This is a genomic window from Algoriphagus hitonicola (assembly GCF_900113375.1).
Classification (GTDB): domain Bacteria; phylum Bacteroidota; class Bacteroidia; order Cytophagales; family Cyclobacteriaceae; genus Algoriphagus; species Algoriphagus hitonicola.
In genome coordinates, this window is record NZ_FOPC01000002.1 from 153,756 (window position 1) to 167,214 (window position 13,459).

Here is a 13,459-nt window from a genome sequence, read left to right on the forward strand (position 1 = left end):
CATCAGATTTTTTTGATTTTTCTTGACAACTAGGTTTGTTTTTTTTTTTACTTAGCAAAATATAAATTTAATGTTAAACTTTAGTACTTTAATGCTTATGAAAAGGTTATTCTTACTTTCAGTTCTATTATGTCTTATGCTTGGAATAAGCGAACAAGCTATGGCTGACTGGTGTGGCAACATGAGATCCTCCGATGTCTGGTATAACTCAAGCGGGTCAGTTTCAATAGGTCGGGAGCCATTTTTTTCTATGGATTATACAAAAATTACATGCTGCGTGAATGGTACAGATATGGATGCCTGCAATAATAGTTCGGAGGCTACAGAATGCTCTCAAAAAGTGGTTAGAATTGGGTGTACTGCTCCAAGTTTTGCAGATGCCTGATATTTTTGTAAAAAAGGGGGAGTAAGATTGATCCTCCCCCTGTACCAATTTACAACTAAACAAATGAAGCATAAACTAGTAAGTTTTTTTTCTCTGGGATTGTTTTGGGTCCTATTTTCCTGTGAGGAAAAAACTATTTCAGGCCCTATTGAAATCCCATCTGACCCTGTTGGCGATTTATTAGATATCGGCGAAATCTTTAATTCTAGTGAACTGATTCCCATCACTCTGCCAGACAGTGTTTTAATCGGGAATGTTTTCTCATCCAAAGCATTAGGAGATAAGATTTATATCCACGATAATTTCAACAACCGAATCTTAATCATTGATAGCAAAGAAAAAAAATTAAGTGGAATAATTAGTGCCGAAGGAGAGGGCCCTGGAGAGTATTCCCAAATAAACTCTTTTGATTTAGATCCTGCGGGGAATGTTTATATTTATGATTTTGGAAAGAGAATCTTATGTTTTTCTGACGGAAAATTCAACTATGAACTAGAAAATATACATTTACAAGTACGAGATTTTTGCAAGTCCGATAAAGGCTATATCCTAGTCAATCCGCAAGAATCTTACCTTGACTATAGAAGCACGATCGTAGAATCAGATAGTAGTGGTACAATTTTAAACCAACTTGGTGGTGAGCCTGACTATAAAGCTTCTCTTCCAAATACCTTCTTCCAAAAATTTTCAAACACGATCTATATTAACGATAATCCAAATCAAGAAATTATACTTTATGATCAATTGAGAAATAGTCAAGAAAAACTTGAATTTAAAATTTCAGGTGAGGATCGACCTCAATTAGTGGATTTTTGGGTAGCCGATGCAGAAAATATTTTTACGGTTTTTCCTGCCAAGAATGATTCGATCATCCTGTTTTCCCAAATTAAAAATTCAAAATTTCTCAGAAACCTTAAAGGCATTTTCAGTTCTGATGATTTCTTGCCGGTAAATAAATTCCCATACCGAGCTATCAGGGATAATTATGATTACTTGATTTACAATACCGAGGAATTAAAATCTCTTTTAGATTATTTTCAATATTTTCCTGAGGCTAAATCATATGTAGAAGAGAACGGGATGTATTATCTTAAAGAAGATAAAAGGTTCTCGATCTCAAAAGAAAAGATTCAAGCTATAGTTAGTCAACTTGATTCAATCAAAAATTCTAACAGTATTTTGATTAGGAAATTCTCAAGGTAGATCAAATTCATAAATTTGAAAATCTCTAATTGAAATAATTGGCTAATTCCTTTTGATTTTAGTCGCGAAGAAGAAAATAAATGAGATCACCTGACCTTTGCCGGGACGCCTGAGGATTTGGCTAAAGAAAAGGGTAATTATACCGCGGAGTATTTGAGGGAGGGATTCATGTAAGTTCAGACTTGATTATAGCTATGAATTCGAGCAAGCCTGAAAACATCACACATTGGCTTGGTAAAAATTGCTTCGAGGTGATAGCAAGATAATTACTTGAGAAACAAGGGAAAAATTTTATAGATTTTTGAAAACTGTATCTTTTTATTTCCGTAATCTATTTAAGAATTAGTTTAAATAATTTTTAATTTTCTTCCCATGAAATACTCTGACTTTCATTCCTTTCTAAGCTTAACACATTTAAAGCAGTTTCCAATCTGGGCTTTTATATCCTTTATTTTTTTCTCCTGTACTTCCGCCGAAAAGGTGAAGTTTGACGGAGAAGAGATCGACTATCATCGGAATATCGATAGGAGTAGTATTGCCTTAAAAATTGATTCAATCGAGAATAAGGAGGTCATTTTCTCTGGAAGTGGAATTTGGAAGATTTTTAATGATCAAATTATTCTCGCAGATAAAAGAACCGGAATAATTTATGTCTTTAAGGATGACCTAAGCTTAAAAGAAACACAATTAGGAATCGGTCAGGGCCCAAACCAATTAAATGGGGGGCTTGTCGCTATGGCTTCCGGAGATCAGGGGCTATTTCTTTTGGGCGGGAATTATGACTATTATGTCGTCGATAAGAACTGGACTATTTCCCAAACAGGCAACTTGGACTTTTACCATGAAAATACGCCTTATGATGAATTGTTGAAAAACCCCAAACCGGAATATACAGGCATTTACGAAATCCACTATAAATTTCAGAAACCGACCTGGTTTGGAGAAGGGAAAGTGATGATTCAGCTATCCTCGACTCATCCCGAGTATAACTACATCTTGAATAAAATTTACTTTGAGGAAGCCAAAAACCTTGGAATTTTGGAATTAAGCAGTGGAAAAATACAAATCTCGAGTGGCTACCCTCCTATTTATTCAGGCAGTAATTTTATTCCTTACCTGATGGGTACAGCTATTGCGCCGCTTAAGAATAGTTTTTATGTTCAAAGTTTTGAGGCGGATAGTCTGCTTTACAAGTTTTCTGCTGATGGCCTGATTCACCATGCATTTGGACATGCTGGCAAAGACATGATGACCGAGTACCCTGATCTGAGCGCTTTGGATGTGAGTGAGTTTGATCAAGGCCGAGAAGACCTTCGCCCAAAAGTCAACTTTTATACAACTTTAGATTTTATGGAGAAGCAAAACCTTCTGGTACGTGGTTATACTAAAAACAGTCCACTAGCAGATGGAATTCAGCTTTATAGAAATGACACCTTGCTGCTTGATCAAGCTGTACCCAAAGGGTTTAACTATTTTGGATACAAGGAACCCTACCTCTACGGATCCTACAACAGACAGGTTGAACGGGAAGAAAAAATTGTCGTTTATCGATTAAAGTTATTAGAATGAGAAAGGCAATCCTACTTATGTCAGCTTATGCAACTTTTGCAGCTTTATTTTTTGGTCCAAAATCGTTGCACGGTCAAGAAGCTGAACAAAAGAAGCATCAGTATTCCATACTAGAAAAGAATGAAACAAGAAGCCCCATTCCGTTTTTACCAATATTTTCTGAGGATGGGACCGTGTATGGAATCACCGATAGCATTGGAAATATCATCTTGGAGGAAGGGATTACATTCTTTATCCGAAGTTACTTTTACCAAGACAAGGAATTCAGCGTCGAGCCAAATGCAGAAAAAGTAATTCTACTGGAAAGGTCCGAAATCGCGCTGGAAGGAATCGAAGTTCGATCCTTTCAAAACCCTATCGATCAGCTAATGCACCTCAGCAAAAGCTTTGAGCCTGCTTTTGACAAGGAGGCATTCCTATCTAATTTCAGGGGGTATTATGCGGTCCAACAGCAGGAAAAGTATGTGGATTTTTTCGAAGCAAGTGGTATTTCTCTCCATTCCAAGAGTCAAAAATGGAAGCCCTATGAATTTGTCCAAGCAGGATGGGCAGGTGGCAGTGCTTACCAATTTCTAGTGCCCCTAGAACTGAGGAGAAGCCATCATTGGGACTGGACGAATGGAGACACGATTCCTGCAAGGAATACCTCACCCAGCACTGAACGAGCGGATCAGTATTATATCAAACCGTTTTATGCAAGAGAAATACTTCACGCTTTTGAATATTCTTGGCCCTTATCCTCTTCAAATCTTAAGTTTTACGATTTCCAGTACGACTTAGAAAATGGAAAGGAAATCATCCTATTTAAATCAAAAGATGAGGAGCGCATCAAAGCAAATTCTGACCTGTTTCTCCTTGGAGAGGGAAAAATCGTTTTGGGTGAGTCAGCAGAAAGCATCGAGCGTATTATCCTCAATTTCTCCAAGTACAATTACATTGCCTTTCCGAAAAACCGAAATGGGCGAGAACGGCAAATGGGCGGAAGTCTTTCAGTCATTTTTAAAAATTCGAATAACAAAGTCTTTGTAAGCGAGGTAGAATTAACAGCTAAACTCTTCGGCCCCATCAATATCGGAAATCCAAGACCTTATCGAAAAGGAAGTGAAGCCACGATCGTGGAGAAAATTCTTTTCGAAGATTTTCACTTTGTCCAGTCCAAACAAGATTTAGAATCACTGGAAAAAGGATTCGGTTTTGTGGGATTGGAAACCATGGTTGCTTTTGATCCAGCCTATTGGAGCTCCCATGCTTTAGTGAGTCCTGATTTATTCAATCGAATTAAAGGGGACCTAGGATCAAAAACCAGTCTTAAGGATCAATTTGAAGCAAATTCTGAAAAACGATTGATTCCCGAAGAGAAAGATTTGGCTTATTTCAAAGATTATCTTTCGAAGCTTATTCCTCAATTAAAATCGATAGCACAAGAAATATCAGAAGACTAAAAAACGCCTTCAACCTTGAAGATTCACCACCTGGTTCTAATGGTCAAAAAAGGAAAAACAGAATTAAAGCTGTATTTTGTGAATAGAAATTGAAGGATGGAAGCATGAAAAATGAAGATGTTCGTTGGAAACAACGCTTTTCTAACTTTAGCAAAGCCATGGGTCATTTGGAAAAGGCCTTACAAATTCCTAATCCCGATTTGGTGCAAAAAGCGGGTATTATTCAGTTTTTTGAAATGTCTTTCGAGCTTGCATGGAACCTGGTCAAGGATTATCTGGAAGAGCAAGGCTTTGTGGATATCCGATCACCAAGAGGAGCCTTAAAAAAAGCATTTGAGGTCAATCTTTTAAAAAATGGCCATGATTGGATGGATTTGTTACAAGACAGAAACCTCACAGCCCATACTTATGATGAGCAAAAGGCTACTGAAATGGAAAAACTCATAAAAGAAAAATATTTCCCTTTATTAAACGCACTGCGATTCACCTTCCAAAGAAAAGTAAATGAAGAATAAATTTGGACTTTTGGAATCGGACATGGCATCCATATTAGAAATCATCGGTAATCAAGACCTAGTTGAAGAGGTCATTCTATTTGGAAGCAGAGCTAAGGGAAATTTCCGTACTGGAAGTGATGTGGATTTGGCCTTGAAGGGAGTAAGTCTAACCTTTGAAATAGTTAGTCACATCAGCTATCTACTCAATGAAGAGACCAATATGCCTTATCATTTTGACCTAGTCAATTATCATCAGATTCAAGAGCCTGAATTGATAAAGCATATTGACCAAGTTGGCATAGAAATATTCAATAGAAAAAAGGTAGATGGGATACCCGAATATCTCAGAGGTTGAGTCTTCGGAATTGTTTTGAGCAAAACCTTCCAGCTGTTGCGATCCTTTAATCCCGCCGCTTTATCCGTAGGCACAAATCTTAGCTCATCCGCGATTATTATCGGGAGGTTGGGAGAGCTGCTCTGACTGCTCTGAGATCATGTGTGAACCTTTTAGATTTCAAATTTTCAATCTGTAATAGGTTTAAAAACACCTTCCAGATCAAGTCCTTGATTCATGCGTTTTAACCGAGAAGGAATCAGTTTTTCAGGGATAGTATCAGTTGGAATTAAGCATCGGATAAGCACCCGTTGAAGTCTAAAATCTTAATTAACCTTAAAGCAGGAGGTTTCTATTTTGAAGGTGGTTTTGAGTTGGATATATTTCTTAAAGGAATTTATGAACACAGGCTTTTTTGTTTTATCCAAATCGAAAATCATTATGATCCATCGACCGCTATTTCTCCTTCTCTTGGCACTCTTACCGATTTTCACATCAGCTCAAGAAAGAATCACCGTCACCGATCCTGAAATCAAGTTTAGCTAACTTCTGCCTGAGGGGTGGGAGGTAAAAGATGACGGATATGATTATCTAATTCAATCTTCAGAGGTAGATAATGCCTACCTTTCCATGACCTATCTGGAAGATGCCCAAGGTTCTGGCTATTTGGAATCTTTAGGTTCCAAACCGACCTTTGATGATAATTTTGATTTTGAGATCCGCTATATGTTGCCAGAGGTATTTGGAAAAATCGAGATAGTCGAACAAGGAAAAGCTCAGATAAATGGTGCTTCAGGAAGATGGGTAAGATTCCGGTCAGGTAAGAACGAAGAATTGATCAGCATTTTCTACATGTACCCAAAACTCAACCAGACTTTTAAGATTACAGGTACTGCTCCTTCGGAACATTTCGAGCAAATCCAGCCTTATTTTACTTCCATTATTGAGAGTTTTAATTCAAGTGAATTATAAGATTTCTTTTGTGCGGGAGAGCTATTGCTGAGCTTCATTTTTGTCTCTAGAATGTTCGTGATCGGACGTTTTTGTTCGCTAGAAAATATTACTTTCTAATTAAACACTATAAAAAGACCATAAGCCCCGATTTGCCTTGGCAAAGGTTTAACAAGTAGTTGATCAAAATGAATTTGATTTGTTATACCATTTCCTAAAAACCAGTATCAGAGGATTATTTAAAACTCCACTTTTTTCTCTTATTAATATTTTGGGATTAAGTCTAGGACTGGGAACCTGCTTAATAATTTTCAGCTACTGGTCATTTGAGAAAAGCTACGATCAGTTTCATCCAAATCATGAAAGAATTTTTCGAATCGCACAGGTCAAGTCCATAGAAGAAGGAGGTGAGGTCTTGAATGCTTCGGTTTTTTCAAAAGTTGGTCAAGCGTTTCTAAATCAGGAAACCATCGCTGAATCATTAGTCAGGATTCATCGAAACGGACCCAATACTAGTATTCAATTAGAAAACGAAGCATTTTTGCAGCCAGGAATAATTGGAGCAGAAGAGAGTTTCTTCGATTTATTCCAGTTTGACTTTATTTCTGGATCCTCTTCTGGTTGGATATCTACTCCTCAGTCAGTTGTTCTAACGGAAAGCACAGCAACAAAACTTTTTGGTGACGAAGACCCTCTGGGGAAACCCATTCAAATCAATGGATCCTTTGGAATTTATGGGAACGACGGTTATCAAGAGTTTAAAAACTACACTGTTGCAGGTGTAATAGAAGATATTCCCGGCAATACACATTTAGACTTTTCCGCAATTATCTCACTTAATATATTTACTGATCCTGAGCGGGAATTTTCAAATTGGGGCGACCAATTTTATACCTATGTAAAATTGAATGCTACAAATACACAGGCAGAGCTCGAGGAGTCTCTTGATAGATTTGCAAAGGAAAAATTTTCGGAATCAGGTATTAGTTTTTTCTCGCAGCCACTTTCCTCGATCCATTTAGGAAGTAACCTAAATAATGAATTTAAGCCAAACGGAAGTCAATCAGTGCTTTGGATGCTAGGGTTGATTGCATCTATTGTTTTGATTATAGCTTGCGCGAATTACATCAATTTCTCGTTAGCCAGGTCATTGCAACGGAAGAAGGAATTGCATTTGAGAAAGATCTTTTGGGCAAAAAAACATCAACTATTTCAACAGCTGACCATTGAAGCATTTTTGATCAATCTGATTGCATTCACTTTAGCGATCATACTTTTAATTCTGCTCCAACCACTTTTGGAGTATCTGATTGGTTTTGACTTGATTGCTAGCTTATTGCTCCCAAAAAACATCATCACTTGGCTAGTAGTCTTACTTCTAGGAGTAATTCTATCCGGGATATATCCAGCATGGGTGATCTCTAGCAGAAGCTTTAAGTCTTTTTATCGAGGTGGTTTTCAACCTCCATCATTTCAAAAACCCTTGATCATCTTTCAATTTGGACTCACCATTTTTGTAATCGCATTCTCGCTCCTAATTTATAGTCAGATCAATTTCATGAGGACTCAAAATTTGGGTTTTAATACCGAAAATGTTCTTGTTCTATCCGGACCATCAGTAGAAGCTGAAAATGTCAATTTAGATCAGCGAGTTGAATCTTTCAAAAATTTTCTTACTTCACGGAAAGAGATCGGAAAAGTATCAAGCGCCAACTTTGTACCTGGACAAGCGGTACGAGGCAAGGCGGAAGGGTATATCCGACAATTGGGACAGCCGGAAGAATCAGCTCATACCTATTTTTTTACGCAGATGGATACGGACTTTCTGAAAAATTTTGAATTTAAAATTTCTGCTGGGAGAACATTCAGCAAAAATTTTACGGATCAAAATGGAATTATTATAAATGAAGAGGCTTCACGATTATTGGGTTTCACAGATCCAATTGATGCTATTGGAAAGAAAATTTATTACCGAAAAAACACAACTCCTGAGATTATAGGTGTTGTGAAAAATTTTCAACTTTTCGGTCTTCAGAAACAATATGAACCCTTGATTTTTGAATTGGGAGAGAATCCGAATCAGTTTTTATACTTAACAGTCAAAGATTCCGATGAAATGCTGGCGGATTTGTCAGTAAGCTAGAGTGAGTATTTTCCAGGAAACCCTTTTAACTATTTCTATCTGAACGACTTTTTTCAAAGACAATATCAGCGTGATGAAAACTTCTTCAGTGCTTTAAAGCTGTTTTCAGGTCTTACTATTCTCATTTCATTATTGGGATTTTATGGTTTGGTATATTTCATTTCAATCACAAAAACCAAAGAACTTGCCGTGCGGAAAATCTTAGGCGCGAGCTACAGAGAAATACTTAATTATCTCGGAAAAGGACCTGTTCTTTATCTGATTGCTGCGGGTGTTATCAGTCTTCCACTCACCTATTTACTTTCCGAAAATTGGTTACAAAACTATGCTTTCAGAGTTTCCATAGCTTGGTGGAATCTCCTACTTCCGATCCTGTTTTTTGGTTTTTTGATTTGGATTTTAATAGTCACAAAGACCTATCTTGTTTTTAAGGAAAAACCAGTGAATAGTTTGAGGAGTGAATGATCATTTATTTGGTTAGCGGAATTAACTTTCAATCTTTTTTTCTGAAAATCCCAAATAAAAAATCTGGATACTATTTAATTTTTGCTAACTCTCACTCAGTTGTCTATATTCGCTTTCTCAATTTCGGGATCTTAGCTCAGTTGGTTTAGAGCGCTGCTTTGACAGAGCAGAGGTCATGGGTTCGAATCCCCTAGATCCCACACCCTTAGGCACAAAGTCGATTAGATTTTGTGCTTTTTTTATTTCTTCCAGAAAGCACTTTACCATGAAAATCGAAAGTAGGATTTACGATTTTCATGGTAAATAAAAACCCAAGATCAGTTTTCTATCCTCTTTTCCACCAGTGATTTCCTCAACACGTCTTTTCCCCTTAAATTCGGCTTCGGAGTAAATGATTGACTTCGAAATCGACCCGCTAAAAAGAACTTTAAACGCATGAAAAAACCACTACTCTTAAGCTTAATGCTCTGCATGTTGCTCAGCTTTGCGCAAGCCCAAATCCAAACCCCCGAGCAGTTTCTCGGCTATAAGCCCGGCGACCGATTCACCCCGCATCACCGAATGGTGGATTATTTTGAGCATGTCGCTGAGAATCTTCCCAATGTACAGCTCATCCAATACGGCGAAACCAATGAAAAGCGCCCGCTGATCTTGGCTATTTTCTCCAGTCCGGAAAACATGGCCAATCTAGAGCAAATCCGAGAGGACAATTTACGCCGAGCAGGTTTGCTTGAAGGTACGCCCAGCACCTCCATTCCCATCAATTGGATGTCTTTTAATGTCCACGGAAATGAATCTGTGGGAATGGAAGCGGCGATTTCGGCTTTTCACTCCTTGGCCGATCCGAGCAACACCAAGACTCAAGAATGGCTGAAAAACCAAATCATCATCATCGATCCGGCAATTAACCCTGATGGGCGAGATCGCTATGCGATGTGGTACAATCAGAAAATGAATACCACACTTCAGCCGGATTTGCAGTCAATGGAGCACAATGAGCCTTGGCCAGGAGGTCGGGCAAACCATTACCTTTTTGATCTCAACCGCGACTGGGCCTGGCAGGTACAAGTAGAGTCTCAGCAGCGACTTAAAATGTATCAGCAGTGGATGCCTCAGTTACATCTCGACTTTCACGAGCAGGGAATCAACAATCCTTTTTACATGGCACCAGCTGCCGAGCCACTTCATGAGCAACTCACCGAATGGCAGCATGAATTCCAGGATATTTTCGGGAAAAATACCGCAAAATACTTCGATGAAATGGGCCGCTTCTATTTTACTAAAGAGCGCTTTGATTTACTCTACCCCTCATACGGGGATACTTATCCCATGTATAATGGAGCCATCGGGATGACCATCGAGCAGGGAGGCGGCGGACAAGCCGGCCGTGGCGGATTCAATGCCGTAGGCGACACGGTGACCTTGAGCTATCGGATCGAAGGTCACTATACTGCTGCCCTTTCTGCGGCTGAGATGACTAGTGCAAATGCGGAGCGATTACTTACTGAATTTTCGAACTACTTCTCCGAAAACTCCAGCAATCCTAAAAGCAAATACAAAAGCTTTGTGATCAAAGGAGAAAGTAATCCCGCCCAAACCGCCAAATTACTGGAGCTTTTGGACAAAAACGGAATCCGCTACGGCAAAGCAGGAAGCAAGTCAGGATTGAGTGGGTTTGACTACCAAACTGGGAAAAAAGCTTCCTTCAGCACTTCAGAAGAGGACATTGTAATCTCGACATATCAGCCAAAATCCGTATTGACCCAGATTTTCTTTGAGCCTAATCCTCAGCTCAATGATAGCATCACGTACGATATTACTTCATGGGCTTTGCCCTATGCCTATAATTTGAAAGCCTATGCCTTGGAAAGCAGGTTGGACCCTGCGGGAGAATATGAAAAACCGGCTTTTTCAGAAAATACTCCGGGAAAAACTCCCGTGGCCTATATTGCCCGCTGGGAAGGAACTCGGGATGCCGCATTTTTGGCAGCTTTGCTGAAAGAAGGTATCCGCGTCAAATACCCTGAATATGCATTCCAAACGGAAGGTAAAAGCTTTCCGGCAGGGACCCTGCTGATCACCAAAGGAGGCAATGAATATGTAAGGGACTTTGACAAAAAAGTGACCGAAACAGCCAATCGATTAGGGATCCACCTCGAAACTACCATGACCGGTTATATGGAAGAAGGCAAAGATTTTGGCTCCCCCAATATCCGAATCATACAAGCCCCAAACGTGGCTTTAGTCGGGGGTCAAGGAACGTCCTCACTCAATTTTGGCGAGGTATGGCATTTCTTCGAAAAGGAATTAGATTATCCACTCTCCACTCTTGAACTGGAGAATATGGCTCGCTATGACCTAAGCAAATACGATGTGATCATTCTTCCATCGATGTGGGGTGGTGGATTGAACAAGGCTGCTCAGGATAAATTGATGGAATGGACTTCGGCAGGCGGAAAAGTCATCGCCATCGACGGGGCGGTTAACTTATTTGCCAACAAAGAAGGATTTACGCTCAAAACCTTTGATACCGACGAGGAGAAAAAAGCCGCTGAGAAAGCTGCCGATTCTTTGGCGAAAGCCGAGCGATTGGAGCCGTATTTGGAGGGGGAGCGACTCGCTATTTCCGGAGGTGCTGCTGGAGCAATCTATCAAGTGGATATGGATGAAACGCATCCCTTGGGCTATGGAACCGGTGGAAAATATTACACCCTAAAAAACAACTCTAGCATCTTCTCTTTTATGGATAATGGAGTCAACGCAGGAAAAATCAGCTCAAATGATTCCTATCGAACCGGCTACATTGGCTACAAGATCAAATCCAGTATGGGTGAATCTTTAGCCGTCGGAAGCGAGCGAAAAGGGCGTGGCGAAATCGTCTATTTTGTAGATAACCCGATTTTCCGTGGCTTCTGGGAATCTGGAAAATTGGTATTGAGCAATGCCATATTCCTGGTTGGACAGTAAAGCAAGTCAGAGGTCTAAAATCAGGAAGTTTACCTACACTAGGTAGGATGAAATAGCCGGCTCCGAGCGTGATTGGAGTCGGCTTTTTTTTGTGAAAATCAAGAAATAAGAGACAAGAACCAAGACTGTAAAATTATTTTTTTGCACATTCATTTGTGCATTTTTTTATATTTTTGCACATATGTTTGTGCAAAATGGAAGAATTATTAGAAATATCGGATTCGCTAATCAGCAAAACCTCGCTAGGTTTCGAGCGCTATTTAAAAGATCAGGTAGCTTGGGAAGAGAACTTAATCGGTATAAAAGGCGCTAGAGGTACTGGGAAAACCACGCTTATTCTACAATATCTAAAGAGAAAAAAAGCAGAAGGACATCATGTAGCTTACTTTTCTTTGGACGAATTGTTTTTCTTGGAAAACAGTCTAGTGGAAACTGCCAAACTTTTTTATCAAACTGGGGGTAAGATTCTCGCCTTAGATGAAGTTCACAAGTATCCTGGATGGTCCCGTGAGGTCAAAAACCTCCATGACCGATATGCGGATTTACAAATCCTATTCTCAGGTTCGTCTATCATTGATATTAGCAAAGTTGAGGGGGATATCAGCCGAAGAGCAATCATTTATGAATTCCATGGCTTATCATTTCGGGAATATTTACTTTTTAAAAAGAACCTAAACTTACCCTTACTGAATTTGAATCAATTGCTTCTTGATAAACAAGACCTTCGTTCCCTTTTTCCTGATGAATTTAAACCAATATCCTATTTCAAAGACTATTTGACAACAGGATACTTTCCCTTTTCAGGAAAGGATAAAGATCTTTATTTCCAGAAATTGAGACAAATGATTCGGACTATCGTCGAATACGACATGGCCGAAATCAAAGGTTTTGATATTCGAAATGGAAAAAAATTACTGCAACTACTCTATATCATCGCTCAGCAAGTCCCCTTTAAGCCAAACATCAGTTCATTGGCCAACAAAACCTCAATTCATCGGAATTCCCTGGCGCTTTATCTCCAATATCTTGCTGAGGCACGCCTATTAGAACTTCAATATCCAGAAGGGATAAGTGTATCTACGCTTCAAAAACCAGAGAAAATTTTCATAAACAACACAAATTATCTGTTTGCTCTAGCTGAAAAAAGCCCTGAAATAGGCAGTGTTCGAGAAATATTTTTCCAAAGTCAATTGAGAGTAAATCATCAAATCAGCTATTCCAAAACGGTAGATTTTTTGGTAGATCAAGAGTTTCATTTCGAAATAGGAGGAAAAAATAAATCAAGAAAGCAGATTACAGGCGGGAACCATTTTTTGGTAAAAGATGACTTGGAGTTTCCTGCGGGTAAAAACTTGCCTTTATGGGTATTTGGATTTCTATATTGAAAAAAAGAAACGCAATCAAAATGCAGAATCTAAGAAAATAGGTTTTTTTGATATCGGGTTAATTAATGAATACCCAAAAGAAATTTTAGGTCCTTTTTACCAAAAGCGTCGCTTTTCT

General features: G+C 38.9%; 10 protein-coding genes and 1 tRNA gene. All 11 read left to right on the forward strand.

Features of this window, described 5'->3' with window-relative positions; all coding sequences use genetic code 11:
- Positions 1–448: 448 nt before the first annotated feature.
- The 11 genes from BM043_RS03440 to BM043_RS03490 all read left to right on the forward strand — a co-directional run bounded on the left by BM043_RS03440 (position 449) and on the right by BM043_RS03490 (position 13,341).
- Positions 449–1,588, forward strand: a complete 1,140-nt coding sequence (locus BM043_RS03440; RefSeq protein WP_092788868.1) for a 6-bladed beta-propeller — start codon at positions 449–451, stop codon at positions 1,586–1,588.
- Between the two features lie 372 nt (positions 1,589–1,960).
- A complete protein-coding gene (locus BM043_RS03445; protein ID WP_092788869.1) occupies positions 1,961–3,157 on the forward strand; it encodes a hypothetical protein in 1,197 nt (398 codons plus the stop codon).
- Complete coding sequence (locus BM043_RS03450; protein ID WP_092788870.1) at positions 3,154–4,599, forward strand: hypothetical protein; 1,446 nt, start codon at positions 3,154–3,156, stop codon at positions 4,597–4,599. The genes BM043_RS03445 and BM043_RS03450 overlap by 4 nt, the downstream gene beginning before the upstream one ends.
- 104 nt (positions 4,600–4,703) lie before the next feature.
- Positions 4,704–5,114, forward strand: a complete 411-nt coding sequence (locus BM043_RS03455; protein WP_092788871.1) for a nucleotidyltransferase substrate binding protein — start codon at positions 4,704–4,706, stop codon at positions 5,112–5,114.
- Positions 5,104–5,451, forward strand: coding sequence for a nucleotidyltransferase family protein (locus BM043_RS03460; RefSeq protein WP_092788872.1), 348 nt, complete (start codon positions 5,104–5,106; stop codon positions 5,449–5,451). The genes BM043_RS03455 and BM043_RS03460 overlap by 11 nt, the downstream gene beginning before the upstream one ends.
- Positions 5,452–6,060: 609 nt before the next feature.
- Complete coding sequence (locus tag BM043_RS03465; protein WP_092788873.1) at positions 6,061–6,402, forward strand: hypothetical protein; 342 nt, start codon at positions 6,061–6,063, stop codon at positions 6,400–6,402.
- A gap of 178 nt (positions 6,403–6,580) precedes the next feature.
- Positions 6,581–8,524 carry an ABC transporter permease gene (locus tag BM043_RS03470; protein WP_092788874.1) on the forward strand — a complete coding sequence of 648 codons (1,944 nt, stop codon included), beginning with the start codon at positions 6,581–6,583 and terminating at the stop codon, positions 8,522–8,524.
- A gap of 99 nt (positions 8,525–8,623) precedes the next feature.
- On the forward strand, positions 8,624–8,989 hold the full coding sequence (locus BM043_RS19840; protein ID WP_377901402.1) for an ABC transporter permease: 366 nt from the start codon (positions 8,624–8,626) through the stop codon (positions 8,987–8,989).
- Between the two features lie 125 nt (positions 8,990–9,114).
- A tRNA-Val gene (locus BM043_RS03480) sits at positions 9,115–9,189 on the forward strand.
- Between the two features lie 235 nt (positions 9,190–9,424).
- The gene (locus tag BM043_RS03485; RefSeq protein WP_092788876.1) at positions 9,425–11,956 is read left to right on the forward strand and encodes a M14 family metallopeptidase; all 2,532 of its coding nucleotides are present in this window, start codon (positions 9,425–9,427) and stop codon (positions 11,954–11,956) included.
- A gap of 194 nt (positions 11,957–12,150) precedes the next feature.
- The gene (locus tag BM043_RS03490) at positions 12,151–13,341 is read left to right on the forward strand and encodes an ATP-binding protein (protein WP_092788877.1); all 1,191 of its coding nucleotides are present in this window, start codon (positions 12,151–12,153) and stop codon (positions 13,339–13,341) included.
- Positions 13,342–13,459 lie beyond the last annotated feature (118 nt).

Coding starts and splice junctions, on each gene's coding strand:
- BM043_RS03440 (WP_092788868.1), top strand. CDS start 449: ATGAAGCATAAACTAGTAAGTTTTTTTTCTCTGGGATTGTTTTGGGTC.
- BM043_RS03445 (WP_092788869.1), top strand. CDS start 1,961: ATGAAATACTCTGACTTTCATTCCTTTCTAAGCTTAACACATTTAAAG.
- BM043_RS03450 (WP_092788870.1), top strand. CDS start 3,154: ATGAGAAAGGCAATCCTACTTATGTCAGCTTATGCAACTTTTGCAGCT.
- BM043_RS03455 (WP_092788871.1), top strand. CDS start 4,704: ATGAAAAATGAAGATGTTCGTTGGAAACAACGCTTTTCTAACTTTAGC.
- BM043_RS03460 (WP_092788872.1), top strand. CDS start 5,104: ATGAAGAATAAATTTGGACTTTTGGAATCGGACATGGCATCCATATTA.
- BM043_RS03465 (WP_092788873.1), top strand. CDS start 6,061: ATGACCTATCTGGAAGATGCCCAAGGTTCTGGCTATTTGGAATCTTTA.
- BM043_RS03485 (WP_092788876.1), top strand. CDS start 9,425: ATGAAAAAACCACTACTCTTAAGCTTAATGCTCTGCATGTTGCTCAGC.
- BM043_RS03490 (WP_092788877.1), top strand. CDS start 12,151: ATGGAAGAATTATTAGAAATATCGGATTCGCTAATCAGCAAAACCTCG.